The following is a 23,841-nucleotide window of genomic DNA, read 5'->3' on the forward strand; positions in this document are numbered from 1 at the left end:
CCGATTCGGCGAGCAACGCAATTAGCCGTCACCCGAACAGGATGCGGCGGGCGGCGGCCCGGCCCGGCGGCGTGCGCAGCAGCGCGAACCCCGCGGTCGCGACGGCCGGCGTCCGCACCCGGGCCAGCCCGTGCCGCAGCGCGAGCCGGCCACGGAACCGGGCCCGCAGCGCGGCGCCGTCGTAGTGGGCCAGGGCATCGGTGCGCCCGGTCCGCAGGGCGTCGTCGAGGACGGCGGCGGCGTGCTCGGACAGCCGCAGGCACGGGTCCAGCCCGCCGGCGGTCAACGGGGAGACGGCGCCCGCGGCGTCGCCGACCAGCAGGCCGTCGGAGCAGCCGATGCGCCGCAGCATGCCACCGACCGGAATCGGGCCGCCGCGCCGCTCGACCTCGGCGCCGGCCGGCCGCCGCACGCCGTCGAGGCCGGGCGCCGTGGCGCTGAACCGGGCCAGCGCCCGCCGCATGCCGCCGGGGAACCGGTCGGGATACCCGGCCACCCCGACGTGCGCGTGCCGGCCGTCGTCGACGACCCAGGCGAGGTAGCCGGGGGCGAGCACGGGATCGACGACGCAGTGGAAGGTCGGCGGCCGCTCCCCCGCCGGGACCGCGAACACCTCCTCGGCGCCGGTGAGCAGGTGCTCGTTGCGGTCGAGGACGAGGTCGCGGGCCACCCGCGAGCGCGCGCCGTCGGCCCCGACGACGAACCGCGCACGCACCCGCACCGGCCCGTCCGGCCCGCTGAGCAGGAACGACGACCGTCCCCCGCCCTCGTAGCGGGTGCCGAGGAGAACCCGCACGCCCGCCGCTGCCGCCGTCCGCGCGCCCGCCAGGTACAGCGCCGCCATGTCGCCGACGCGGTACTCGTCGCGCTCGCTGACCAGCGTCACCGGGCGGCGCCGGCTGGGCGGATAGAGGACGACGCGGCGGATCGGCGGGCCCAGGTGCTCCGGCGGCAGCGCGAAGTCGTCGAGCGTGCGGCGGACGAAGATCCCGGTGGTGCGGACGGCGCCGCCGAGCCGCGCCCGCCGCTCGGCCAGCAGCACGTCGTGACCGGCGCGCGCCAGCAGCGTCGCCGTGTGCAGCCCGGCCAGCCCGGCGCCGACGACCAGCACGTCGGCCCTCACTCGGCGCCGTCCGGGACCCATTCGAGCAGGTCGCCGGGCTGGCAGTCGAGGACCCGGCACATCGCCTCCAGCGTGTTGAACCGCACCGCCTTCGCCCGGCCGTTCTTCAGGACGGCGACGTTGGCCGGCGTGAGCCCGACCCGCTCCGCGAACTCGCCGACGCTCAGCTTCCGCTTCGCCAGCTCGACGTCGATGCGCACGACGATGGGCATCAGATCACCCCGTCCAGGTCCGCGCGCAGCGTGGTGGCCTGCCGGAGCAGCGCCCGCATGACGACCACCAGCAGGACCAGCGCTCCCCCGGCCAGCACGGCCCCGAACAGCAGCACCGGCAGCCCCGGCCCGTCGACCAGCACGCTCACGTAGACGAGCGCGGCCAGCAGCAGCCCCCACGCGACGGCCATGGTCGCCACGATGGCGTTCACCCAGACGAACGCGGCCTCACTGAAGATGCGGCCGGCCCGGACCATGCCGAGCAGCCGCCACGTGCAGACGATGACGACCTGCACGCACACCAGCTCGACGACGGAGAAGGCCAGCGCCGGCCACTGCAGGTAGGCGAGATCGGGCTCGTCGTCGGCCAGGGACGCGAGCGTCGGCGGCAGGATGGCCACCTGCGCCACGACCAGCCCTGCGAACAGCAGCACGAGCAGGACCCGGAGCGGGCCGACGGCCCGATGCGTGGACGGCATGCACCGACTGTCGCCCGATATCGATCGAAAGTCAATGGATTTCGCTCGATGCTCCGCCGACAGCCGCCGGTTGCCGGCGAGGAATCCCCCGTGCCGCGAACAGCGCGACGAACGCGAGCAGGGCCAGCAGCGCGAGCGCCGACCGCAGGCCGTCGACACGCGCGTCGGCGTTGGCGTCGACGATCGCCGTCGTGACGTCCGCGGGAACGCCGGCGTCGTCCAGGCCTGCGGTCAGCTGGTCGTCGGAGACGAACGGCACGCCGCCGGCCAGCTCGGCCTCGGCCTGGGTGGTCAGCTGCGCCGGGACGGCCGGGTCGTCGCGCACGTTGGTGAAGAACGACGTCGTCAGCGCCGCGATCAGCACGGCGCCGGCCAGCGCCGTCCCGATCGACGACCCCAGGAACATGACGCTGTTCTGGACGCCGCCGACCTCGTCGCTGCGCTCGTCCGGCACCGACGACACCGTGATGCTGCCCAGTTGCGACGCCAGCGCGCCGATGCCGAGCCCGGCCAGCACCATCGGCCAGCTGACGATCTCCGCCCCGGCGTCGACGTCCAGCGCCGCGACCAGCCACACGATGCCGGCGCACATCGAGAGGAAGCCGGCCCGCACGACCAGCCGCGGCGACACACCGGGCAGCAGCTTCGGGATCCCCAGCGCCGTCGCGAGCAGCGCCAGCGACAGCGGGAGGATCCGCACGCCCGTCTCGATGGCCGACAGCCCCAGGGCGACGGAGAGGAACAGCGGCACGGTGAAGAACACGCCCGCCAGCACCACGTACTGGAAGAGGAACGAGACCAGCCCGGCGCGCAGGACGCCGTTGCGCAGCAGCGCCGGGTCGAACAGGATCGCCTGGCCGGCGTCGCGCCGCCGGCGTTCCCATGCGGCGAACCCGAGCAGCGCCAGGCCGCCGGCGAGCAGCAGCCAGATCACCGGTGACAGGCCGAGCCAGTCCGGGGCGTCCGGCTTCGGGTTGACGAACCCCCACGTCCCGGAGCGGATGACCGCGAAGACGATGAGGCCGAGCCCCAGTGCCGACAGCACCGTGCCGACGACGTCCAGCCGGGCCGAGCGGTCGCCCGGGACGTCGGCCAGCCGCCGCGTCAGCACCAGGATCGCGCCGACGATCAGCACCTCACCCGCGAACACCCACCGCCACGACGCGTACGTCGTCAGCGCCCCGCCGATCAGCGGACCCAGCGCGACGGCGATCGCGCCGGCAGCCGCCACCAGGCCGTACGCCCGCGGCCGGGCGCCGCGATCGAAGTTCGCCGCGATCAGCGCGACGATCGCCGGCATGATCAGCGCCGCACCAACGCCCTCCAGCACGGACCAGCCGACCAGCAGCACCGCCAGGTTCGGCGCCAGCGACGTCGTCAGCGAGCCACAGCCGTAGACGACGCAGCCGATCGCGAACGCGCGCTTGCGGCCCAGGATCTCGCCGATCTTCCCGCCGGTGATCATCAGCGACGACATCACCAGCGTGTAGAACGTGATGGCGGACTGGATCCCGGTGACCGTCGTGTCGAGGTCCGCGGCGACGGTGGCGATGGACACGTTCATGACCGAGCTGTCCAGCGCCATCAGGAACTGCCCCGACGCCAGCGTCAGCAGGATCAGCCCGGACGCGGCCGGCACCGGTCCGGTCGCGGCCGGACCGCTGGGCTCCACCATGAGGCACCCCCGTCCAGGACTCGCACCTCAGCGTGCCCTGGATCGGGCGGCCCGCCCTCACCCGTCGCGTGGGATAGCGGACGAGCCCGGCCTCAACTCGCCGGGCCGGTGCCGACGTTGAGGATGTTGCCGTCGGGATCCTTGAACCAGGCGCCACGGAACGGCCCCAGCTCGGCGATGCCCCGCTCGTCGGTCTTGAGCCCCGGCAGGTCGTACTGCTCGAACGTCACGCCCTTGCCGGCCAGCTCGGCCACCGTCGCGTCGGCGTCCTCCACCATCCACGTCGCCACGGTCTGCCCCGCATCGCCGGCGAACTCGCTGGCGTAGAGCAGGAACCGGGTGCCACCGGACCGGTAGAGAATGCCGCCGGCGGCGTCCTCCATCTCGGGGCTGAACCCCAGAGTCTTCTCGTAGAAGGCCCGCGCCCGTGCGAGGTCACCCGTCGCAATCGTTGCGTACACCGGATAGTCATTCAGCATGACCATCACCCCCACCCTGAACGTACGCGCCTCCCGACGCGATGGCCAGGGGTGACGTGGCCGACCGTCGCTGACGGCGCTACGACAGGTCGACCGTCACGCCGCCGGAGAAGAGCGAATCGTGCAACTCCACCGCCGCGGGGACCGCGTCGGCCGGGATGTCGAAGACCACCGTCCCGGTCAACGTGTTGCCGGGGTTGATCTCCTCGTAGAGCGACTGCGACTCCGGGAGGTAGACGGCGGCTTCGGTGTCGGCGCTGGCCTTCCGGCCCTCGGTGTCGACGAGGTACTGGTTGTCGCCGAAGAACGAGCCGGCCTCGTCGCCGTGGTTGGTGACCGTGACGGTCACGTAGACGAAGCGGCCTTGCGGGCTCGTCCCGAAGGTGTCGGTGCCGATGCGCTCCGGACCGTCCTCGACGGACTCCACGACGAAGGTGAAGTCGCCGTCCTCGGCCGCGTCGCCGAGGCCCAGGCCGGCATCCTGCGCCTCGCCACCGTTCTCCTGGCTCGTCGTTGCGGGCGTGTCGGTGTCGTCGCCGCCCGTGATGCCTTGGATGATCGAGATCAGGACGATCACGCCGACCACGATGAGGGCGGCGTTGCGGACGCGGTGCCGCTTCTTCGGCGGCGCCGGCGCCACGACGATCGGCGCTCGCTGGTCGGCGGCCACCGCACCCGGCGCCACCCTCGGCCGGGTCGCGCCGGTCCACCGGGTGCCGTCCCACCACCGGTCCATCGTCGGGTCCTGGCCGTCCTGGTACCAGCCTTGGGGCGTGTGCTGCTCGTTCATGGATCCCCCCTGCGTTTGCGCAGGCCACGCCCCCTGCGAGGCCTGCGGGGCGGACGCTACTCGCGGGCTCGGACAGAACACCGGATGCGGCCGGGGTGGCGCGCAGGCCGACCGCGAGCGTCCGGCCCCGCTGGCCCAGTGCACGAGCGCGCGGCTGGCCCTGTTCCGGCAGTGGAGGCAGCGGCGACGATGCCCGCATGCGGTTCCGTCATGCCCCGGAGATCTGGGCCGATCACCCCACCCTGGCCGCCGGGGTCCTCGTCGTCGACGGGGTGAGCGACCGGGCCACCACCGGCGACGCCGTCGACCGGTACCTCGACGCGGCCAGGGCCCGGCTCGGCGGCGAGCCGGCCAGCGCGTTGCCGCAACTGCGGGCCTGGCGGCGCGCGTTCGCCGCGATGGGCCTGAAGCCGACGCAGTACCGGTGCGCCGCCGAGTCGCTGCTGCGCCGGCTCGGCAAGGACGGCGACCTGCCGCGCATCCACCCGCTGGTCGACCTGTGCAACGCGGCGTCGGCGGCGGCCGCGATCCCCGTCGCCGCGCTGGACCGCGACCGCGTCAAGGGCGACCTCGAGGTCCGCCGGGCGCGCGGCGACGAGACGTACACGGCGTTCGGCGGCGACGTCGAGCGGCCCGTGCCCGGCGAGGTGATCTTCGCCGACGAGGCCGGCCAGGCGCACGCGCGCCGCTGGACGTACAAGCAGAGCGGCACGTCGATCGTCCGGCCCGAGACCCGCGACGTGCTGATCGTGTCCGAGGCGCTGCACCCGGGCGCCGCCGCCGACGTCGAGGCGCTGCTGACGGCGCTGGCCGGCGATCTCGCCGCCGCCTGGCCGGGCGTGACGCCGCGGCTGACGATGCTGACGAGCGCGCGGCCGGCCGTGGAACTCGCTGGCTGACCCGTCACGGCTGTGATGGGGTGGCGTGGTGGACGCCGCCGCCATCGCCGACCGCTTCGCCCTCGGCGCCCGTCCGGCGCTGTCCGAGGGACCGGTCGCGCGCGGCAAGCAGGGTGCCGTCTGGCGGCTCACCACCGCGGACGGACGGTGGGCGGTCAAGGTCCCGTTCCGCCACGAGGACGAGGCCGCGCTGGCGCCCGCCGCCGCGTTCCAGGAGGCCGCCGCCGCGTCCGGCGTGCCGGCGCCACGGATCCGCCGCACCGGCGAGGGCGACCTCTTCGCCGTCGTCGACGGGGTTCAGCTGCGGGTCTACGAGTGGGTCGACCTGGGCCACCCCGATCCGCTCCTCGATCCGGAGCTGGTGGGCGCCGCCGTCGCCGCCACCCACCAGGTGCCCGGCGCCGAACGAGCGGCGCCCATCATCGACGTCGACGGCTGGTACTTCGACTCCGTCGGCGCGCCGCGGTGGGACGAGCTGATCGCGGAGCTGCACGCGAAGGGCGCGCCGTTCGCCGGGCGGCTGGCGGCGGTGCGGGACGAGTTGGTCGCGCTGGAGTCGTGGCTCGCTCCCCCGGCGGCGCTGCGGACCTGCCACCGCGACCTCATGGCCGACAACCTCGTCCCGACCGCGGCCGGCGGCGTGTGCGTCATCGACTGGGAGAACAGCGGCCCGGCCGGCGCCGGCCAGGAGCTCGCCGTCGCGCTGTTCGAGTTCGGCCGCACCGATCCCGGCCGGGCCCGCGCACTGGCGAACGCCTACGCCGACGCCGGCGGCCCCGGCCGCGTCACCGGCCGCGGCGACTTCTCCATGCTGATCGCGGTGCTCGGGCACATCGCCGAGATCGCGGCCACCGAATGGCTGCGCCCGAACCACCGCTCGCGCGGCCGGTCGCATGCCGAGGCGTGGATCGGCGAGATGCTCGACGACCAGCACACGCGCGAACGGCTCGACGGGCTGCTCGCGAGCCTCACCCGCGGTGGATGAGGCGCGGACGCGTCGCCGGCCGCATGCTCGGAAGCCGGACGGGAAGGACGTGGCCGGCATGGCACTGGGACGACGACGCGAACGCCGGGAGGAACGCCGCGAGGAGCGGCACGACGGCGGTCAGGTCCACTATCGAATGCGGCAGCGGCTGGTGTCGATCGGGGACGACTTCTGGATCGAGACCGACGACGGGCAGCGCGCGTACAAAGTGGACGGGAAGGCGCTGCGGATGCGCAAGACGCTGATCCTCGAGGACCCCCAGGGTCACGAGGTGGCGAAGATCCAGGACCGGGTCATGCGGGTGAAGGACTCGATGGAGGTCGAGGACGCCGACGGCAACCGGATCGCGCTCATCAAGAAGGCCCTGGTCAGCCCGCTGCGCGATCGGTGGAGCGTCGAGATCAGCGGCGGGTCCGACCTCGACGTCCAGGGCAACGTCGTCGACCACGAGTACACGTTCACCGACGGCCGCACATCGGTCGCGACCGTCTCCAAGAAGTGGTTCCGGGTCGCCGACACCTACGGCGTGGAGATCGCGCCCGGCCAGGACCCGGTGCCCGTGCTGGCGGCCACCGTCGCGCTCGACCTGATGACCCACGACGACTGACCCGCCCGGCTCAGCCGATCGGCTCGTAGTCGAGCTCGAGGAAGTCCTCGACCTCGGCGGCCCACCGGTCGGCGACGAACGCGACGTGCACCGGGTGCTCGTTGTAGCCGTCGTAGGCCGCCTGATCGGCGAACTCCATGGAGAAGCCGAAGGCGAAGTCGTTCTTCGGGCTGGTCTGCCGCAGCTGTTCGAACCGCTCGACGCCGGGGATGCCTGCCAGTGCTCGGGCGGCGATCAGGAAGTCACGCTCCTGCTCCGAGCGGGCGGGGTGACGAAGACGGAAGGCGACCGTGTGCCGGATCATGCCCGGAGCCTAGCTCCGCTTGGTCTCCGAGACTCCGACACTCGAACCGAGTTTTGAAGCAGGTGGCGGCGCCTCGCCGGCCCGGCGCAACGATGCGGGATCGCTGCGTGATCGATGGGAGAACACTGTCGTGTCCGCGACAGTGATGCCGCGTCGTTTCCGCAGCGATCTCACATCGATCCCCGCATCGTTGGGCCGCGACGACTGTGCGCCCCTGGCGCGTCACTGGGTGGGATCACTGTGCTTGGTGGGTGGCGTTGCTGTTGTCAGGGAACAGTGATCCGCCCCACCCGGCGCAGCGATCTCACACAGTGAGGTGGGGATCGTGCAGAGGGGGACGCGACCGGTCACGGTTCCGCCCGTCTGCGTACCTCACCCCACCGGCTCGGCGGTCCGAGGCCAACCTCGCTGGATGCCGTCCCCGCTCGCCGAGTTGATCATGGTGAGATCGGGGTTCCCCGTGCGCCGGAACCCCGATATGGCCATGATCAACTCGGGTCATGGAGGCGGAGCTATCGACGACGGTCGCGGGAGTCGAGGACGACCAAACGGCGCACCGGCAGGAACGACGAACGGCAGCCAGCCAGGCGGACGGTGCACCCGGGCGGGTCGACATGATCATCAACGATCAGCGACATCATGACGTCGCCAGCGGTTGATGATCATGGCTGACAGGTCCACCCGATCAATCGGACTCGCTCATCCAGCGGGGCGTCAACCGCAGTGGATTCGGGTGCGGGTGGCCGTGGTCCAGTCGACCACGCCCTTGATGTTGAGGCAGCGGTTGGACATGTTCACGCCCGCCGGGGTGTAGACCGGGCCGGCGTAGTAGCCGTACATGCCGCCGTCGCAACCGACGCTGCTGGGGCAGGACGGCGCCGCGGAGCCGTACGGCCAGATGCTCGCCTCGGTGTACAACCGCTCCCCGTAGGTGGCGCTGGAGTGGTTGACGACCATGCAGTTGCGTTTCGCCGTGCTGGACCAGTAGACGTCCATGTAGCCGAGGACCGGCGACGAGCCGATCGGGTAGTGGCCGATGTGCCGGTACGACGAGCCGCATGGACCGGCCGCGGCGGCCACCCGTTCGTCGCCGCCGACGGTGGGGTCGGACTCTCCGCCGGCGGCCGCGGGGACGGAGAGACCGAGGAGCAGGAACAGAACGAAGGCAAGTGCAGAGATGGCGCGTTTCATCCGGCAGTTCCTCCTTGCCCTGCGACAACCGGATTGTCACGAACGACCCTGTCGGACCGGCCGCCCGAACGCAAGATCATTTCGGCATCGATCTCACAACGGCGGTGGATTCAGGGCGTTCCGCGCCCGTGACGCCGGGGTCACACCGTCGGGTCGGCCCCGTCTGGCAGCACGGCCACGCAGTCGATCTCGATCTGGATGAACGAGAAGTGGTTTCCGACGGTGGTGCGCGCCGGGTACGGCGGCTGGAACGTCTGCGCGTACAACTCGTTGAAGCGCGCCCGCGCCTCCTCGTCGCGCAGGAACGCGCGCACCTGCACGACGTCGCGCAGGGTCGCGCCCGCGGCGGCGAGGACCTCCTGCACGTTGCGGATGGTGCGATGGAACTCGCCGTCGAAGGTGTCGGCCACGATCCCCACGCCCGGCTCCGTCGACACCTGGCCGGACACGAACAGCAGCCGGCCCACCCGCACGGCGGACGACAGCGGCACGGGCGGCGGGTTCTCGGGGTCGGGCTCGATGTACTCGATCACGCGGGCGCTCCTCGCTGGGTGGACGGACTCGGCTCACCCTCGGATGGCACGTCGTTCCATGTCAAACTCGACTATGCCGCGATAGCGGATATGCTTCCGCCATGGACGACGATCTGCCGGAGCGGCTGCGCACCCGGCTCAGGGCGCAGCGGCACCAGCGCGAGCTGAGCCTCGAGGCGCTCGCCGCGGCCAGCGGGGTGAGCCGGAGCATGATCTCCGACATCGAGCGCGGCGCCAAGATCCCCACCGTCATCGTGCTGGCCCGGCTGGCGACGGCGCTGGGCGTCACCGTCGCGCGGCTGCTCGGCGAGGACCGGCCCGAGCGGGTGATCGTCCGCCGGCAGGCCGAGCAGCGGGCCATCACCGACGCCGACGGGTGGCAGCGGCGCATCCTCTCCCCCACGCTGCCCGGCGTCGAGTTCGAGTTCATCCGCACCACCGTCCCGGCCGGGGTCACGCTCGGCTCGTTCGCCGCACACGCACCCGGCTCGCGCGAGTACGTCGCCGTCGAGAGCGGGGAGCTGACCGTCACCGTCGACGGCGTCAGGCACCGGCTCGCCGCCGGCGACGCGCTGTACTACGCGGGCGACGCGGTGCACGAGTTCGCCAATCCCGGCGCCACCGAGTGCGTCTACTACACCGCCATGCACGTCGCGAAGGAGCCCGCATGACCATCGAACGGCTCGACCCCGCCGTCCTGCCCGCCGCCAGCAACTACACCCACGGCACGCTGGTCACCGGCGTCCGCCGCACGGTCTACGTCAGCGGCCAGGTCCCCTGGGCCGGCGACGACGGCCGGGTGCCGCCGGAGTTCGCCGACCAGTGCCGGCTGACGTGGCGCAACGTGCTCGCCGTCCTGGCAGAGGCCGGCATGGGCGTCCAGAACCTCGCCAAGGTCACCACCTACCTGTCCGACCGCCGCTACCGCGAGGCGAACAGCCGCATCCGCGAGGAGGTGCTCGGCGACCACACGCCGGCGCTGACGATCATCATCACCGACATCTATTCCGAGGACTGGCTGCTCGAGATCGAGGCCGTCGCGGTCGGCTGACGACCAGACGGGCCCGGCTCCGTAGACTCCCGGCGATGGACCGATCCCGCATCGACGCCGCCATCGACGACGCCCGGGCCCGAGCGGCCGAGGCCGGCATCGCGTTGCCCGGATTCGCGGCCTGGACGCGGGCCGACTGGCTCGCCGCCGCGCCCACGCCGGGCCTGCGACCGGCGCTGGAACGCGGCCTGGGCTGGGACGTCACCGACTTCGGCCGCGGCGACTTCGACCGCGTCGGGCTGGTCCTGTGCACGCTGCGCAACGGCACCCTGGCCGAGCGCGACGCCGGGGCCGGGCAGACGTACGCGGAGAAGTTCCTGGTCGCGCGCGACGGCCAGGAGACGCCGATGCACCTGCACCGGCGCAAGACCGAGGACATCATCAACCGCGGCGGCGCCGAACTGGTGGTCGAGCTGCGCCCCGAGTCGGGCGACGGCGAGGTCGTCACGCTGGTCGACGGGCTGGAGCGGGCGGTGCGGGGCGGGTCGCCGCTGCGGCTGGAGCCCGGGCAGAGCGTGCAGGTGCCGGCCGGCGTCTACCACCGGTTCTGGGCCGACGGCGGGGTCCTGCTGGCCGGCGAGGTGTCGGCCGTGAACGACGACGCCGACGACAACGTCTTCCTCGATCCGTCGCCGCGCTACCCGTCCGTCACCGAGGACGCCGCGGCACGATACGTGCTGGTCAGCGAGTACGCAGAGCTGCTCGCCGGCTGAAAATATGGTGCGCCGGGCGCTGCCGGCGGGCTAGCGTCCGATCATGAGCACCTACGCCGCCGTCGCCATCGAGGAACTGGAGATCCCGGCCTCGATGGACGCACCCGGCGCGGCCGCCTTCGCCGAGATGGTCCAGGTCCGCAACGCGATCGAGACCCAGATCATGGGCACCGACGTGCTGAACTACTCCGCCCGCGAGCTGCTGCCCGTCTACCTCGTCCAGGAGGACGAGCCGAACCGGCTGTTCGTCGCCCGTGTCGACGGCCGCATCGTCGGGCGGGCCATCCTGTCGTGGCAGACCGAGGAGGGCGCGAGCGCGTCGTGGGTTTCAGTCGAGGTGCTACCGGAGTACCGCCGGCGCGGCATCGGCACGACGTTGCTCGAGCACCTGACGGCCATCGCGCTGGCCTCCGGCCGCCCGACGCTGCAGGCCGAGGCCATCCACACCCGGCCGGCCACGGGCGAGCGCATCGACTCGCCGACCGGCTTCGGCTGGGTGTCCGCCGACGACCCCGGCGTGCGGTTCCTGCTGCGCCACGGTTACCGCCTCGAGCAGGTGGCTCGCATCAGCGCGCTGCCGCTGCCGGTCGATCCCGCGGTCCTCGCCGCACAGCGAACGTCCGCCCAGGCCGCCGCGGGCGACGACTACCGCGTGGTCGCCTGGACCGGCACCACCCCGCCAGAGCGCGTCGACGACCTCGTCACGCTGAAGACGCGCATGAGCACCGACATCCCCAGCGCCGCCCTCGAGACCACCGACGAGCAGTGGGACGCCGCGCGACTCGCGCGGTGGGACGGCCACCTCGCCGGCAGCGGCCGCGAGCGCCTCACCGTCGCCGCCGAGCACGTCCCGACCGGGCGGCTGGCCGGCTACAACGAGCTCTACCTGCCGGCCGACCGCACCCGCCCAGTCACCCAGGAGGACACCCTGGTGCTCTCCGAGCACCGCGGCCGGCGGCTCGGCATGCTGCTCAAGGTGGCCAACCTGCAGCGGCTGGCCGAGCTGAGCCCGTCCTCGACGCTGGTCACCACGTTCAACGCCGAGGAGAACCGGCACATGCTCGACGTCAACGAGGCGGTCGGGTTCGCCCCGATCGGCTACGAGGGCTGCTGGCAGCTCACGCCCTGACGGCGGCGGCGATGCGCTCGGCCACCGCGCGCGGCTCGGCGCCGGCGGTGTCGACGACGGTGTCGGCGGCGGGCCGCAGCCACGGCAGCGCCGCCGCGTACGGCGCCAGGTGGTCCAGCCGCCACTGCCGGGCCCCGGCCTCGACGGTGTCGCCGTCGATGCGCTGCCGCAGCGTGTCGTCGTCGGCGTGCAGGAGCACGAGGTGCACCGGGAGACCGGCCTTCTCCATCCCCGTCCGCAACTCCTGCCAGTACGCCTCGACCAGCACCGTCTGCGGCACCACCAGCGTGCCCCCGACGTAGGCGTGCACCTGGGCGGCGGTCTCGACCACCAGCCCGCGCCACGGCGGCCAGTCCTGGAAGTCATCGACGGGGACGGAGCCGAGCAGGTGGCGCAGCAGCAAGCCGACGTACTCGGAGTCGAAGATCCGGGCATCGGGCAGCAGGGCCGTCAGCTCCTTCGCCGTCGTCGTCTTGCCTGCCCCGAACGTCCCGTTCAGCCATACGATCATGGGTCCCGAAAATATCCTGTCCGCACCGGGTCCGGACGGCTCGGACACGCCTAGACTCGTGCGGGTCTGGAACTCCGACGGGGGGTCGGCGCGCGCCGGCCGGGGAGTGATGGGTCATGTCCATGACCACGCGCGACAGCGACAGCACGCCGCCTGCAGCAGGCTCGCGACGCCGACTGGGCCCGCTCGTCTGCGGCCGCCGCTCGAAGTGGGTGGTCCTGGTGTTCTGGCTGGTGCTGCTGGTCGTGGCGTTCCCGCTGTCGGCGAAGCTGACCGGCGCGCAGGACAACGACACCGCATCCTGGCTGCCCGGCTCGGCCGAGTCGACCCAGGTGTTCGAGGTCCAGCAGGACGCCTTCCAGACCGGCGAGGAGCTGCCGGCCATCATCGTCTACGAGCGGCCGGACGGCATCACGCCCGCGGACCAGGAGAAGGCCGCTGCCGACGCGCAGGCGTTCGCGGACGTCGAGCACGTCAGCGGCGACGTCGTCGGGCCGATCCCGTCGGAGGACGGCCAGGCGCTGCAGATCATCGTGCCGATCGATCCCGGCGACGGCGGCTGGTTCGCACTGGGCGACGCCGTCAACGAGATGAACGGCATCGTCAGCGGCGGGCCCGACGGCCTGAACGCGTACGTCGCCGGGCCGGCCGGTGTGTCCGCCGACTTCGCCGACGCGTTCGAGGGCATCGACGGCACGCTGCTGTACGCGGCGATGGGCGTCGTCATCGTCATCCTGCTGATCTCGTACCGCAGTCCCTCGCTGTGGTTCATCCCGGTCTTCTCGGCGTTCACCGCGCTCACCGCCGCCCAGGCCGTCGTCTACCTGCTGGCCGAGTACGCCGGCGTCACCGTCAACGGGCAGACCGCCGGCATCCTGCTGGTGCTGGTGTTCGGCGCGAGCACGGACTATGCCTTGCTGCTGATCGCGCGCTATCGCGAGGAGCTGCGCCGCCACGAGGACCGGCACGAGGCCATGGCGTTCGCCCTGCACCGGGCCGGTCCCGCCATCGTCGCCAGCGCCGCCACCGTCGCCGTCGGCATGCTGTGTCTGGTGGCCGCGGAGATGAACTCCACCCGCGGCATGGGCCCGGTCCTGGCCATCGGCGTCCTCATCGGGGTGTCGGCGATGCTCACGCTGCTGCCGGCGCTGCTCGTGGTGACCGGCCGCTGGGTGTTCTGGCCGCTCAAGCCGAAGTACGGATCGGCCGAGCCGACAGAACGCGGGTTCTGGTCCCGGATCGGCCGGGCCATCGCGCACCGCCCGCGCACGGTGTGGATCGGTACGTCGCTGGCGCTCGGCGCGATGGCGCTCGGGCTGCTCGGCCTGAACACCGGTGTCATCCAGAACAAGGACGCGTTCATCGACACGCCCGCCTCGATCACCGGAGAGGACGCGCTGGCCCGCCACTTCCCCGCCGGAACGGGCAGCCCCGTGATCGTGGTCGCCGACGCGCCCGAGGCCGACGCGGTGCGGCAGGCGTTCGAGGACACCGAGGGCATCGCCGACGTGGCCGACCCGGTACCGCTGGACGACCGCGTGTACATGGAGGGCACCCTCGAGGCGGCGCCGGACAGCCCGGCCGCGCAGGACACCGTCGAGGCGGTCCGCGACAGCGTGCACGCCGTCCCCGACGCCGACGCGCTGGTCGGCGGCAACACCGCGATCGCCCTGGATGCGCGCGACGCGTCCAGCCGCGACAGCATCGTGATCATGCCGCTGGTGCTGGTGGCGGTGCTCGTCATCCTCATGATCCTGCTGCGCGCGTTCGTGGCGCCGCTAGTCCTCATCGCGACGGTGGTGCTGTCGTTCGCCGCGGCGCTCGGGCTGAGCTCGCTGATCTTCGAGCACCTCCTGGGCTTCGCCGGCGCCGACACCGCGTTCCCGCTGTTCGTCTTCGTGTTCCTGGTCGCGCTCGGAATCGACTACAACATCTTCCTGATGACGCGCGTGCACGAGGAGGCGAAACAGCACGGCACCCGACGGGGGGCGCTGATCGGGCTGGCGGCGACGGGCGGCGTCATCACGTCGGCCGGGCTGGTGCTGGCGGGGACGTTCGCGGTGCTGGCGACGCTGCCGGTGGTGGCGTTCGCGGAGATCGGGATCGCGGTGGCGCTGGGCGTGCTGCTGGACACGCTGATCGTGCGGTCCATCCTGGTGACGGCGCTCAACCTCGACATCGGGCGGTTCATGTGGTGGCCCAGCGACCTGTATCGGCGATCCGAGCCGCCGGCGGCGCTGGTGGCCCGGGAACCGGCTGAGGCGACGGAGACGCCGCGACCCACGCGCTGACCCGGCGCGTTCACTGGTCCCGTGTCGCGCCGGGCCGCAGCCGCACGCAAGGATCTTGCGTGATCTTGTCGTATGCTTTCGCACATGGCTGGACGACTGACTGAGGTGGCCGCGAAGGTCGGCGTGAGCGAGGCGACCGTGAGCCGGGTGCTGAACGGGCGCCCGGGGGTGTCCGAGGCCACCCGCGAGGCGGTCCTGACGGCGCTCGACGTGCTGGGGTACGAGCGGCCGACGAAGCTGCGGGGGGAACGGGCACGGCTGGTGGGGCTGGTGCTGCCGGAGCTGCAGAACCCCATCTTCCCCGCGTTCGCCGACGTCGTGGGCGGGTCGCTGGCGCAGCAGGGCCTCACGCCGGTGCTGTGCACGCAGACCGTCGGCGGGGTGTCCGAGGCCGACTACATCGAGCTGCTCTTCCAGCAGCGCGTGTCGGGCGTGCTGTTCGCCGGCGGCCTGTACAGCGGCCGCAACGGCGCACACGACCACTACGCGCGCCTGATCGAGCGCAACCTGCCCACCGTCATGGTCAACGCGGGCATCGACGAGCTGCCGTTTCCGCGGGTGAGCTGCGACGACGCGGTGGCGACGGAGCAGGCGCTGGGCCACCTGCTGTCGCTGGGGCACACCCGGATCGCCCTGATCCTGGGGCCGCCGGACCATGTGCCGTCGCAGCGGAAGCTGGCAGCAGCGCACACCAGGCTGGCGGCAGCGGGGCTGGAGCTCCCCGACGACCACGTCGAGAACGCCATGCACTCCCTGGAAGGCGGCCAGGCCGCCGCCGCCCGCCTCCTTCGCCGCGGCGTCACCGCTCTCATCTGCGCCAGCGATCCCATCGCCCTCGGCGCCATTCGCGCCGCCAAGCGCGCCGGCCTGCGCGTCCCGCACGACCTCTCCGTCGTGGGCTACGACGACTCCGCCCTGATGAACTGCACCGAACCCCCGCTGACGACGGTCCGCCAGCCGATCGAGGCCATGGGCAAGACCGCCGTCGACCTCCTGGTCGGGCTGATCAGCGGGCACCGGGTCGAGTCGGACGAACTGCTCTTCGAACCGGAACTGGTGGTCAGGGGCTCGACGGCGCCGCCGCCAGCACGGAATCCGGCCGAGATCTAGTTATTGCAACTTTCTGTCTGACTATTGCGCGGCGATGTCGCCGTCGTTACCGTGACCGCCATGGACAACGCGTGGTGGCGCAGCGCCGTCATCTACCAGGTGTACGTGCGCAGCTTCGCCGACGGGAACGGTGACGGCACCGGCGACCTGGCCGGCGTCCGGGCCCGGCTGCGCTACCTCGCCGACCTCGGCGTCGACGCGCTGTGGTTCAGCCCGTGGTACCCGTCGCCGATGGCGGACGGCGGCTACGACGTGGCCGACTACCGGGACATCGACCCGGCCTACGGGACGCTCGACCAGGCCGAGCAGCTCATCGCCGAGGCGAAGGAGCTGGGCCTGCGCACCATCGTCGACATCGTCCCGAACCACGTGTCCGACCAGCACGCCTGGTTCCGGGCCGCGCTCGACGCCGCGCCCGGGTCGCCGGCCCGGCAGCGGTTCTGGTTCCGGCCCGGACGCGGTCCCGGCGGCGCCGAGCCGCCGAACGACTGGAGCTCGATCTTCGGCGGCTCGGCCTGGACCCGGACGAAGAACGCCGACGGCACGCCCGGCGAGTGGTACCTGCACCTGTTCGCGCCGGAGCAGCCCGACCTCAACTGGACGCACCCGCTGGTCTGGCACGAGCACGAGCAGATCCTGCGGTTCTGGTTCGACCGCGGCGCCGCCGGCGTGCGCATCGACTCCGCCGGGCTGCTGGCCAAGCACGCCGACCTCCCCGACGTCGACCCCGCCCACGCGCCCGGCCAGCACGTGCACACCGACCGCGACGAGGTGCACGACATCTACCGCAGCTGGCGGCGGCTGGCCGACGGCTACCCGGAGCCCCGGGCGCTGATCGGCGAGATCTGGCTGCCCGACCTCGAACGGCTGGCCCGCTACCTGCGCCCGGGCGAGCTGCACACCGTCTTCAACTTCGATTTCCTGGCCTGCCCGTGGGAGCCGGCCCGGCTGCGCGAGAGCATCGAGCGGAGCCTGCACTTCCACGAGCGGGTGGACGCCCCCGCCACCTGGGTGCTGTCCAACCACGACGTCACCCGCCCGGTGACGCGCTACGGCCGGGCCGACACGTCGTTCGCGTTCGAGACGAAGCGGGCGGGCACCGCGTCCGACCTGGTCCTCGGCGAGCGACGGGCGAGGGCGGCGGCGCTGCTGATGCTCGCGCTGCCCGGCTCGGCCTACATCTACCAGGGCGAGGAGCTGGGCCTGCCGGAGGTCGAGGACCTCGCGCCGGAGCGCATCCAGGACCCCATGCACTTCCGCTCCGGCGGCGTGGACCCCGGCCGGGACGGCTCCCGGGTGCCGGTCCCGTGGAGCGGCGCCGCGCCGCCGTACGGGTTCAGCCCGGACGGCGCGACCGGCGACACCTGGCTGCCGCAGCCCACGACCTGGGCGGGCCTGACGGTCGAGGCGCAGCAACGCGACCCGGCCTCGACGCTGCGGCTGTACCGGGCGGCGCTGCGGATCCGCAAGGCCCGGCCCGCCCTCGGCGAGGGTGCGCTGACCTGGCTGGACGCCCCGCCCGACGTGCTCGCGTTCCGGCGCGGCGACGACATCGCGTGCGTCGTCAACCTGTCGGCCGAGCCCGTCGGCCTGCCCGCGCACGAGGAGGTCCTGCTCGCCAGCGCGGACCTCGACGACGGCCGGCTCGGCCCCGACGCCGCCGTCTGGCTACGACTGCCGACCACTGACAAGGGATGGAGTACGAGATGAGCAGCACACGCAGACACCTGGGCGCCGTGGCCGCGGCCGTGATGGCGGTGAGCCTGGTGGCGGCCTGCGGGTCCGACGACGAGCCTGCGGCCGACGGCGGCAGCCCGGGCGGCGACGGCGGAGACGAGCAGGTCACCATCAGCGTGAGCAACCTGCCGCCGGCGACGGAGTCGGCCACCCGCGAGGCGTTCCTCGCCCGCGTCGAGGAGTTCGAGGCGGCCAACCCGAACATCACCGTCGAGCCCAGCGAGTACGAGTGGGACGTGACGACGTTCGCGGCCCAGCTCGCGGGCGGCACGCTCCCGACGACGTTCGAGTTCCCGTTCACCGACGGCCAGGCGATGATCGAGCGCGGCCAGTTGGTCGACATCACCGCCGAGGTGCAGGCCCTCCCCTACGCCGACAGCTTCAATCCCAGCGTGCTGGAGGTCGCGCAGGACGACAGCGGCAGCATCTTCGCCGTCCCGACCACCGCCTACGGCATGGGGCTGCACTACAACCGGGCCATGTTCGAGCAGGCCGGCCTCGACCCGGACACGCCGCCGGCCAGCTGGGCCGAGGTCCGCGAGTACGCCGACGCGATCGCCGAGGCCACCGGCCAGGCCGGCTTCGCGCAGATGAGCCAGAACAACACCGGCGGCTGGATCCTGACGACCTTGACGTACGCGCTGGGCGGCCGCATGGAGGACGGCTCCGGCGACGACGTCACCGCCACGCTGGACAACGACGGCACGAAGGCCGCCCTGGAGCTGCTGCGGCAGCTGCGCTGGGAGGACGACGCCATGGGCGACAACTTCCTGTTCGACTGGGGCACCATCAACCAGGCGTTCGCCGCCGGCCAGGTGGGCATGTACATCGGCGGCTCGGACGTCTACAACAGCCTGGTGACGGAGAACGGCATCGACCCGGACAGCTACGGGCTGACGGTGCTGCCGCTGGAGGGCGGCGACGCCGGCGTGCTGGGCGGCGGGACGATCGTCGGCGTGCGGCCGGACGCCAGTGAGGCCGAGCGCGACGCCGCGGTGAAGTGGATCGACTTCTTCTACATGAGCAAGCTGACCCAGCAGGACGCCGCGCTGGCCGACGCCGAGGCGCTGGTCGCGACGGACGCGCCGCTGGGCACGCCGGCGCTGCCGATCTTCGGGGCCGAGCAGCTGGCGGAGTCCGACGCCTGGGTGGCCGACCTCGTGAACGTGCCGCTGGAGCAGATGATGCCGTTCAAGGAGAGCATCCTGGACCAGCCGCTGGTGCCGGAGCCGCCGGTGCGGGCCCAGGACCTGTACGCCGAGCTGGACGCCGTCGTGCAGGCCGTGCTGACCGACGAGAACGCCGACATCGAGGCCCTGCTCGAGACCGCGAACGGCAACGTCAGTTCGCTGGTCGAGGCCGGCTGAGGCCACGGCGCCGTCGATGGGAGAACCGAGGTGAGCGCGACCATCCGCTGGGTCCGCGGCGGTGGGCTGAGCACGCTGCTGCTCCTGCTGCCGTTGCTGCTGGTGTTCGGCTACTTCGCCTGGTTCCCCATCGGCCGCGCCGTGGTGATGAGCTTCCAGGAGACCAACCTGGTCGCCGACCCGGCGTGGGTCGGCCTGGACAACTTCCGGCAGGTCCTCGACGACCCGCTGTTCTGGACGTCGGTGCGCAACACGTTCTTCTTCACCGGGCTGGCGCTGCTGTTCGGCTACCCGGTGCCGCTGGTGCTGGCGGTGGTGATGAGCGAGCTGCGCCGCGGCAAGGGCCTGTACAGCGGGCTGGCCTACCTGCCGGTCGTGGTGCCGCCGGTGGTGGCGGTGCTGCTCTGGCGGTTCTTCTACGACGCCAGCCAGACCGGCGTCTTCAACACCATCTTCGGCTGGGTCGGGCTCGGCCCGTTCGCCTGGATCCAGGACGCGTCGTCGGCGATGCCGTCACTGGTGCTGCAGGCCACGTGGGCCAACGCCGGCGCGACGGTGCTCATCTACCTGGCCGCGCTGACGGCGGTGCGCGGCGACCTGTACGACGCGGCCGAGGTCGACGGCGCGGGGCTGTGGCGCAAGATCGGGCACGTCACGCTGCCGCAGCTGCGCGGCGTCCTGCTGATCACGTTGATCCTGCAGGTCATCGCCACGTTCCAGGTGTTCACCGAGCCGTACCTGATGACGAACGGCGGCCCGCAGAACGCCACCGTCACCGTGCTGCTGCAGATCTACAACTACGCGTTCCGATTCGGCGACTACGGCGCCGCGACGGCGCTGTCGGTGCTGCTGGCGCTGTTCCTGGCGGTCATGTCCGCCGTCTACTTCCGGCTCACCCGGTCCTGGAGCACGACATGAGCGACACCGTGAAGGACGACGTCCGGGTCGCGGCGCCCGCCCCGGCCGCTCCGGCGGCGGAGACCGCCCGCCGGCCGCGGCGGCGCCTCGACGGCGACGGCGAGCGCGGTCTCCTGTCCGGCTACGACCGGGGCCGCACCGGCACCCGCTGGGGCCTGCGCGCCGCCCAGGGGCTGGTGCTGGTGCTGCTGGTGGTCGCCAGCCTGGGCCCGATCCTGTGGCTGGCCCGGGCGTCGGTGAGCACCACGCAGGACACGCTGCGCACGCCGATGGCGTTCTGGCCCAGCGGCATCGACTGGGCGAACCTGTCGACGGCCTGGAACGAGGCGCAGATCAGCCACTACTTCGCCAACACCATGTGGGTGGCGCTGGGCTCCTGGTTCGTGCAGTTGCTGGTCGCGACGACCGGCGGCTACGTGCTCGCAGTGCTGCGGCCGCGGTACGCCCCGGTGGTGACGGCGGCCGTGCTGGCGACATTGTTCATCCCCGGCGTGGTGGTGCTGGTGCCGCTGTTCCTGACCGTGCTGGACCTGCCGGTGGTGAACGCGTCGCTGCTGAACACCTACTGGGCGGTGTGGCTGCCGGCCGGCGCCAACGCGTTCAACGTGCTGCTGGTCAAGCGGTTCATGGACGGCCTGCCGCGCGACGTCTACGAGGCGGCCCGGATGGACGGCGCCGGCCCGCTGCGCATGCTGTGGTCGGTGGTGCTGCCGATGTCCCGGCCGATCCTCGGCGTCGTCTCGATCTTCGCCTTCCTCAACGCGTGGAAGGACTTCCTCTGGCCGCAGATCGTGCTGCCGGAGCCGACGCTGCAGCCGCTGTCGGTGCGGCTGCCGCTGATCCGCGACACCGTCGAGCTGGACGTGTTCCTGGCCGCGCTGCTGATCTCGATGGCGCTGCCGATCGTGATCTTCCTGGTGTTCCAGCGGCTGTTCCTCCGCGGCGCCGGGCTGGGTGGCGCCGTCAAGGGCTGACGCCGGCCGCCCCGCCGTCCAGCTCGTGCGCCGCCGCCACCCCGGTGCCCAGGCCGAGGACCAGGCCCGGATCGGCGTCACGCAGCTGGCCGGGAGCGGGAGTGCTCACGCGGCGGTCCGCTCCCGCACGGCGCGTAGTCGGCGGCGTTGAGCGCCCGCACCTCGTCGAAGGTGAGGTCGGCGATGTTCCCGGTGCCGTCGGTGGTGCGGTCGACGGTGGAGTCGTGCAGCGCGACGAACCGGTCCGGCGCGACGTTCGCAGGCCAGCGAACCCGTCACCACAGTGAGGTCCGTCATGATCATCAACCTTTTGAGCTGCTATACCGACCGAAAAGGTGGACGGTAGCGGCCGTCATCCGCCGGTCGACGGGACGTCGCGGCTGTTCACGGACGCCGTGCGGCGGAACTCCACCACCGCCAGCGTTCCGAGCACGACCAGCGCGAACGTCGACGTCGCCAGCCCGCTCCGCCCCGCCATCACCGGCACCCCGGCCAGCAGGACGACCACCGCGGCGACCGTCGGCCAGCCGGTCCGGTGCCGGACCCGCAGGCTGCAGGCCAGCAGGCCGAGCAGGAACAGCGCCGGCCCGCCGAGCACGGCCAGCGCGCCGGTGATCTCCAGGTCGTGGTCCGGGTGCGCGACCACCAGCTCGTCGCCGACCGCCGTCAGGACGATGCCGGCGACGATCGGGACGTGCAGGTAGGTGTAGATGTCGCGGCCGAGCGCGCCGACGTCCTCGCTGCTGCTGTGCCCGAGCCGGTGCGCGATGACCGGCGACGCGCCGGAGAAGTACAGCCACCACAGCGCCACCGAGCCGAGGAACGACACCGACAGCGCCACGCCGATCTCCAGGCTCAGCTCGGTGCCGGACGCGGTGACGCCGGTGAGCACGATGCTCTCGCCCAGCGCGATGATCACGAACAACTGGAACCGTTCGGCGAAGTGGTGCCCGTCGATCGCCCACTGGCTCATCGGCGCGCTGCCGTCGCCGGGCAGCCAGTACTGCGCCAGTGGTCCGGCGAGGTCGAGCGCCAGCGCGGCCAGCCAGAGCGGCCAGCGGGCGTCGTCGATCAGCCCGCCGGCGACCCAGAACGGCGCGGACGCGACCGACCAGGCGAGGATGTGGCGGAAGTTCCGGTTGAACGTGCCCCGTGGCGTGACGATGACGACGAACAGGTTGCGGCCGATCTGCAGGGCGGCGTAGCTGCACGCGAACAGCAGCGCGAGGTCGCCGAAGCCCTCCGGGATCGCGACCGCCATCAGCAGGCTGGCCAGCATGACGAACATCAGCACCAGCCGCACGGGGGCGGTCTCGGGGTCGAACCAGTTCGCCATCCAGGTCGTGTAGTTCCACGCCCAGTAGACCGCCAGCAGCATGAACGCCGTCTCGGCGGCGCCGGTCCAGGTCAGGTGGGTGGCCAGCAGGTGGTGCGAGAGCTGGGTGACGGCGAAGACGTAGACGAGGTCGAAGAACAGCTCGAAGAACGTCGCCCGCTGCTCGAGCCCGGACCGTCGCATGATCCGGATCTGCGGGATGACCGAGCCGCCGCCCTCACGTGTCGCATCGGACATGAGCGGGAGCGTAGTCCTGCCGCTGCCCGGCCGCGACGCGCGTTCGCTCAGCGCGTGGCCGCGCCGCGGTCCCGGATCACCGCGGCGGTCGCCGCGTCGGAGCGCTGACCGGCCACGTCACCGGCTGCGGTGTCGATGGCCAGCTGCCGGGCGACGACGCCGAGCCGCGCGCCGTCGACCTCGGCCGGCGGGCGGTAGGGCAGGGTGAGGTCGAGGACGGCGGTCGCGGTGTCGACGGCCGCCTGCCGCACCGCGGCGGGGTCGCCGGCATCGGCCGCGTCCGACAGCCGGCCGAGCGCGTCGTCCAGCTCGGCGGCCAGCGCGGGCGGCGCGGTGTCGTCGGGCCGGTCCCGCCAGGCCGCCGTCATCGCGTCCACCTCGGCGCCGACGGCGGCACCGGCGCCCGCGTCGTCGAAGACCCGCGCGGCGCCGTCGGCGAGCTCCGTCAGCACGGCCGGGACCGCACCGGGCGTGGCGTCAGTGGGCACGGCGACGGCGACCTGGCCGAGCTCGTCGCTCGCCTCGGCCCGGAACTCGCCGTAGCCGGGGGCGAAGACCTTGTGCTCGATGGAATTGTCCTGCTGCCGTTCCTCGGTGGCGACGGCGCCGTCGACGGGCCCGCGCGGGCCGTCGACCGTGACCGCGGCGTCCTGGATCGTGACCTCCTCGAACACGAGGTCCGGGATGTTCTCCGGCCGGAAGGCGTCGCCTTCCGCCGGGTCGGCGGGCATGATCAGCCCGCCCGGCCCGTCGCGGCCGGCCAGCCAGCTGCCCTCGTGGTCGGCGACCACCCCGTCCTCGTAGTTGTCGACGTCCTCGCCCAGGTACCAGACGCCGCCGTCGTCGTCCTGCGCGTAGTAGTCGTAGGCGACCTCGAGGATGCGCCCGGACCGGTACGCGACGTACTGCGACACGACGGCCTCGATCTGGCGGCCGTCCCAGCTGATCGTCCGCGTCCGCGGCAGCGTGGTGATCTCGACCCGCAGCGGCTCGCCCTCCTCCTGGCCCAGCTGGATCGTCCGGTCGCCCGCCACCAGCGGGAACAGCGGGTTCGTGATGTCGGTCGGCGCCGAGAACGACGGGGTCGCGGTGTCGACCCGCCGGGTGGGGGCGCCGGTGTCCTGGCTCGCGCCGCAGCCGGCCAGCACGAGGCCCACGGCCAGGGCTGCGACGGCTGGGCGCGGGTCCAT

At 72.4% G+C, this 23,841-nt stretch carries 26 protein-coding genes; 13 read left to right on the top strand and 13 right to left on the bottom strand.

Translation table 11 applies throughout. The annotated features are described in order from the left end of the window. Positions 1-28 precede the first annotated feature (28 nt). The 6 genes from ACW62_RS19070 to ACW62_RS19095 all read right to left on the bottom strand — a co-directional run bounded on the left by ACW62_RS19070 (position 29) and on the right by ACW62_RS19095 (position 4,758). Positions 29-1,144, bottom strand: a complete 1,116-nt coding sequence (locus tag ACW62_RS19070) for an FAD-dependent oxidoreductase (protein WP_053205693.1) — start codon at positions 1,142-1,144, stop codon at positions 29-31. Beyond that, positions 1,120-1,335, bottom strand: coding sequence for a helix-turn-helix domain-containing protein (locus tag ACW62_RS19075; protein WP_053205694.1), 216 nt, complete (start codon positions 1,333-1,335; stop codon positions 1,120-1,122). The genes ACW62_RS19070 and ACW62_RS19075 overlap by 25 nt, the downstream gene beginning before the upstream one ends. Beyond that, a complete protein-coding gene (locus ACW62_RS19080; RefSeq protein ID WP_053205695.1) occupies positions 1,335-1,814 on the bottom strand; it encodes a DUF2975 domain-containing protein in 480 nt (159 codons plus the stop codon). Before ACW62_RS19080 ends, ACW62_RS19075 begins: the two co-directional genes overlap by 1 nt. Before the next feature lie 31 nt (positions 1,815-1,845). Beyond that, positions 1,846-3,489 (bottom strand): MFS transporter, encoded by a 1,644-nt coding sequence (locus tag ACW62_RS19085; protein WP_053205696.1) that lies wholly within the window; start codon positions 3,487-3,489, stop codon positions 1,846-1,848. Between the two features lie 92 nt (positions 3,490-3,581). Beyond that, entirely contained in the window at positions 3,582-3,968 is a 387-nt protein-coding gene (locus tag ACW62_RS19090) for a VOC family protein (protein ID WP_053205907.1), read from the bottom strand. A gap of 79 nt (positions 3,969-4,047) precedes the next feature. After that, on the bottom strand, positions 4,048-4,758 hold the full coding sequence (locus ACW62_RS19095; protein WP_053205697.1) for a DUF4352 domain-containing protein: 711 nt from the start codon (positions 4,756-4,758) through the stop codon (positions 4,048-4,050). A 197-nt stretch (positions 4,759-4,955) separates the two neighbouring features. Between ACW62_RS19095 and ACW62_RS19100 the strand changes: the two genes are divergently transcribed. Genes ACW62_RS19100 through ACW62_RS19110 form a run of 3 tightly spaced genes read left to right on the top strand, consistent with a single transcriptional unit; the run spans position 4,956 to position 7,249 of the window. Then, positions 4,956-5,657 carry a B3/B4 domain-containing protein gene (locus tag ACW62_RS19100; protein ID WP_053205698.1) on the top strand — a complete coding sequence of 234 codons (702 nt, stop codon included), beginning with the start codon at positions 4,956-4,958 and terminating at the stop codon, positions 5,655-5,657. A 28-nt stretch (positions 5,658-5,685) separates the two neighbouring features. Then, a complete protein-coding gene (locus tag ACW62_RS19105) occupies positions 5,686-6,642 on the top strand; it encodes a phosphotransferase enzyme family protein (protein WP_169792093.1) in 957 nt (318 codons plus the stop codon). Between the two features lie 58 nt (positions 6,643-6,700). Beyond that, entirely contained in the window at positions 6,701-7,249 is a 549-nt protein-coding gene (locus ACW62_RS19110; RefSeq protein ID WP_053205908.1) for an LURP-one-related/scramblase family protein, read from the top strand. Positions 7,250-7,259: 10 nt separating this feature from the next. Here ACW62_RS19110 and ACW62_RS19115 read toward each other — a convergent pair whose 3' ends face one another. From ACW62_RS19115 to ACW62_RS19125, 3 genes are all read right to left on the bottom strand, one after another. Then, positions 7,260-7,553 (bottom strand): Dabb family protein, encoded by a 294-nt coding sequence (locus ACW62_RS19115; protein ID WP_053205700.1) that lies wholly within the window; start codon positions 7,551-7,553, stop codon positions 7,260-7,262. Between the two features lie 714 nt (positions 7,554-8,267). Then, positions 8,268-8,744 (bottom strand): hypothetical protein, encoded by a 477-nt coding sequence (locus ACW62_RS19120; protein ID WP_205629466.1) that lies wholly within the window; start codon positions 8,742-8,744, stop codon positions 8,268-8,270. 140 nt (positions 8,745-8,884) lie between these two features. After that, complete coding sequence (locus ACW62_RS19125; protein ID WP_053205701.1) at positions 8,885-9,277, bottom strand: RidA family protein; 393 nt, start codon at positions 9,275-9,277, stop codon at positions 8,885-8,887. A gap of 101 nt (positions 9,278-9,378) precedes the next feature. Between ACW62_RS19125 and ACW62_RS19130 the strand changes: the two genes are divergently transcribed. The 4 genes from ACW62_RS19130 to ACW62_RS19145 are packed head-to-tail and all read left to right on the top strand — an operon-like array spanning position 9,379 to position 12,170. Next, positions 9,379-9,948, top strand: a complete 570-nt coding sequence (locus ACW62_RS19130) for a helix-turn-helix domain-containing protein (RefSeq protein WP_053205702.1) — start codon at positions 9,379-9,381, stop codon at positions 9,946-9,948. Beyond that, positions 9,945-10,328, top strand: coding sequence for a RidA family protein (locus tag ACW62_RS19135; RefSeq protein ID WP_053205703.1), 384 nt, complete (start codon positions 9,945-9,947; stop codon positions 10,326-10,328). The genes ACW62_RS19130 and ACW62_RS19135 overlap by 4 nt, the downstream gene beginning before the upstream one ends. A 35-nt stretch (positions 10,329-10,363) precedes the next feature. Then, entirely contained in the window at positions 10,364-11,041 is a 678-nt protein-coding gene (locus ACW62_RS19140; protein WP_053205704.1) for a D-lyxose/D-mannose family sugar isomerase, read from the top strand. A 43-nt stretch (positions 11,042-11,084) separates the two neighbouring features. Beyond that, the gene (locus ACW62_RS19145; protein ID WP_053205705.1) at positions 11,085-12,170 is read left to right on the top strand and encodes a GNAT family N-acetyltransferase; all 1,086 of its coding nucleotides are present in this window, start codon (positions 11,085-11,087) and stop codon (positions 12,168-12,170) included. Here ACW62_RS19145 and ACW62_RS19150 read toward each other — a convergent pair. After that, positions 12,160-12,681 carry an AAA family ATPase gene (locus ACW62_RS19150; RefSeq protein ID WP_053205706.1) on the bottom strand — a complete coding sequence of 174 codons (522 nt, stop codon included), beginning with the start codon at positions 12,679-12,681 and terminating at the stop codon, positions 12,160-12,162. The genes ACW62_RS19145 and ACW62_RS19150 overlap by 11 nt on opposite strands. A 122-nt stretch (positions 12,682-12,803) precedes the next feature. Here ACW62_RS19150 and ACW62_RS19155 point away from each other — a divergent pair, with 122 nt between their 5' ends. From ACW62_RS19155 to ACW62_RS19180, 6 genes are all read left to right on the top strand, one after another. After that, complete coding sequence (locus ACW62_RS19155) at positions 12,804-14,972, top strand: MMPL family transporter (protein WP_083459969.1); 2,169 nt, start codon at positions 12,804-12,806, stop codon at positions 14,970-14,972. A gap of 84 nt (positions 14,973-15,056) precedes the next feature. Continuing rightward, complete coding sequence (locus ACW62_RS19160; RefSeq protein WP_053205707.1) at positions 15,057-16,082, top strand: LacI family DNA-binding transcriptional regulator; 1,026 nt, start codon at positions 15,057-15,059, stop codon at positions 16,080-16,082. Between the two features lie 60 nt (positions 16,083-16,142). Next, on the top strand, positions 16,143-17,792 hold the full coding sequence (locus ACW62_RS19165) for a glycoside hydrolase family 13 protein (RefSeq protein ID WP_053205708.1): 1,650 nt from the start codon (positions 16,143-16,145) through the stop codon (positions 17,790-17,792). Continuing rightward, positions 17,789-19,186, top strand: coding sequence for an ABC transporter substrate-binding protein (locus ACW62_RS19170; RefSeq protein WP_053205911.1), 1,398 nt, complete (start codon positions 17,789-17,791; stop codon positions 19,184-19,186). The genes ACW62_RS19165 and ACW62_RS19170 overlap by 4 nt, the downstream gene beginning before the upstream one ends. 30 nt (positions 19,187-19,216) lie before the next feature. Continuing rightward, a complete protein-coding gene (locus tag ACW62_RS19175) occupies positions 19,217-20,104 on the top strand; it encodes a carbohydrate ABC transporter permease (protein ID WP_205629468.1) in 888 nt (295 codons plus the stop codon). Next, positions 20,101-21,078, top strand: coding sequence for a carbohydrate ABC transporter permease (locus tag ACW62_RS19180; protein WP_053205709.1), 978 nt, complete (start codon positions 20,101-20,103; stop codon positions 21,076-21,078). Before ACW62_RS19175 ends, ACW62_RS19180 begins: the two co-directional genes overlap by 4 nt. Before the next feature lie 77 nt (positions 21,079-21,155). Here ACW62_RS19180 and ACW62_RS36585 read toward each other — a convergent pair whose 3' ends face one another. The 3 genes from ACW62_RS36585 to ACW62_RS19190 all read right to left on the bottom strand — a co-directional run bounded on the left by ACW62_RS36585 (position 21,156) and on the right by ACW62_RS19190 (position 23,841). Further along, entirely contained in the window at positions 21,156-21,308 is a 153-nt protein-coding gene (locus tag ACW62_RS36585) for a glycerophosphodiester phosphodiesterase family protein (protein ID WP_420843606.1), read from the bottom strand. A 122-nt stretch (positions 21,309-21,430) separates the two neighbouring features. Next, the gene (locus tag ACW62_RS19185; RefSeq protein WP_053205710.1) at positions 21,431-22,651 is read right to left on the bottom strand and encodes a low temperature requirement protein A; all 1,221 of its coding nucleotides are present in this window, start codon (positions 22,649-22,651) and stop codon (positions 21,431-21,433) included. Positions 22,652-22,698: 47 nt separating this feature from the next. Continuing rightward, entirely contained in the window at positions 22,699-23,841 is a 1,143-nt protein-coding gene (locus tag ACW62_RS19190; RefSeq protein ID WP_053205711.1) for a hypothetical protein, read from the bottom strand.

The organism is Jiangella muralis, assembly GCF_001270745.1.
Lineage (GTDB): Bacteria > Actinomycetota > Actinomycetes > Jiangellales > Jiangellaceae > Jiangella > Jiangella muralis.

What these genes read in the sequence shown, in the direction of transcription:
- ACW62_RS19070 (WP_053205693.1), bottom strand. Translation starts at nt 1,144, where the DNA reads ATGGGTCCCGGACGGCGCCGAGTGAGGGCCGACGTGCTGGTCGTCGGC.
- ACW62_RS19075 (WP_053205694.1), bottom strand. Translation starts at nt 1,335, where the DNA reads ATGCCCATCGTCGTGCGCATCGACGTCGAGCTGGCGAAGCGGAAGCTG.
- ACW62_RS19080 (WP_053205695.1), bottom strand. Translation starts at nt 1,814, where the DNA reads ATGCCGTCCACGCATCGGGCCGTCGGCCCGCTCCGGGTCCTGCTCGTG.
- ACW62_RS19085 (WP_053205696.1), bottom strand. Translation starts at nt 3,489, where the DNA reads ATGGTGGAGCCCAGCGGTCCGGCCGCGACCGGACCGGTGCCGGCCGCG.
- ACW62_RS19090 (WP_053205907.1), bottom strand. Translation starts at nt 3,968, where the DNA reads ATGCTGAATGACTATCCGGTGTACGCAACGATTGCGACGGGTGACCTC.
- ACW62_RS19095 (WP_053205697.1), bottom strand. Translation starts at nt 4,758, where the DNA reads ATGAACGAGCAGCACACGCCCCAAGGCTGGTACCAGGACGGCCAGGAC.
- ACW62_RS19100 (WP_053205698.1), top strand. Translation starts at nt 4,956, where the DNA reads ATGCGGTTCCGTCATGCCCCGGAGATCTGGGCCGATCACCCCACCCTG.
- ACW62_RS19110 (WP_053205908.1), top strand. Translation starts at nt 6,701, where the DNA reads ATGGCACTGGGACGACGACGCGAACGCCGGGAGGAACGCCGCGAGGAG.
- ACW62_RS19115 (WP_053205700.1), bottom strand. Translation starts at nt 7,553, where the DNA reads ATGATCCGGCACACGGTCGCCTTCCGTCTTCGTCACCCCGCCCGCTCG.
- ACW62_RS19120 (WP_205629466.1), bottom strand. Translation starts at nt 8,744, where the DNA reads ATGAAACGCGCCATCTCTGCACTTGCCTTCGTTCTGTTCCTGCTCCTC.
- ACW62_RS19130 (WP_053205702.1), top strand. Translation starts at nt 9,379, where the DNA reads ATGGACGACGATCTGCCGGAGCGGCTGCGCACCCGGCTCAGGGCGCAG.
- ACW62_RS19135 (WP_053205703.1), top strand. Translation starts at nt 9,945, where the DNA reads ATGACCATCGAACGGCTCGACCCCGCCGTCCTGCCCGCCGCCAGCAAC.
- ACW62_RS19140 (WP_053205704.1), top strand. Translation starts at nt 10,364, where the DNA reads ATGGACCGATCCCGCATCGACGCCGCCATCGACGACGCCCGGGCCCGA.
- ACW62_RS19145 (WP_053205705.1), top strand. Translation starts at nt 11,085, where the DNA reads ATGAGCACCTACGCCGCCGTCGCCATCGAGGAACTGGAGATCCCGGCC.
- ACW62_RS19150 (WP_053205706.1), bottom strand. Translation starts at nt 12,681, where the DNA reads ATGATCGTATGGCTGAACGGGACGTTCGGGGCAGGCAAGACGACGACG.
- ACW62_RS19155 (WP_083459969.1), top strand. Translation starts at nt 12,804, where the DNA reads ATGACCACGCGCGACAGCGACAGCACGCCGCCTGCAGCAGGCTCGCGA.
- ACW62_RS19160 (WP_053205707.1), top strand. Translation starts at nt 15,057, where the DNA reads ATGGCTGGACGACTGACTGAGGTGGCCGCGAAGGTCGGCGTGAGCGAG.
- ACW62_RS19165 (WP_053205708.1), top strand. Translation starts at nt 16,143, where the DNA reads ATGGACAACGCGTGGTGGCGCAGCGCCGTCATCTACCAGGTGTACGTG.
- ACW62_RS19170 (WP_053205911.1), top strand. Translation starts at nt 17,789, where the DNA reads ATGAGCAGCACACGCAGACACCTGGGCGCCGTGGCCGCGGCCGTGATG.
- ACW62_RS19180 (WP_053205709.1), top strand. Translation starts at nt 20,101, where the DNA reads ATGAGCGACACCGTGAAGGACGACGTCCGGGTCGCGGCGCCCGCCCCG.
- ACW62_RS19185 (WP_053205710.1), bottom strand. Translation starts at nt 22,651, where the DNA reads ATGTCCGATGCGACACGTGAGGGCGGCGGCTCGGTCATCCCGCAGATC.
- ACW62_RS19190 (WP_053205711.1), bottom strand. Translation starts at nt 23,841, where the DNA reads ATGGACCCGCGCCCAGCCGTCGCAGCCCTGGCCGTGGGCCTCGTGCTG.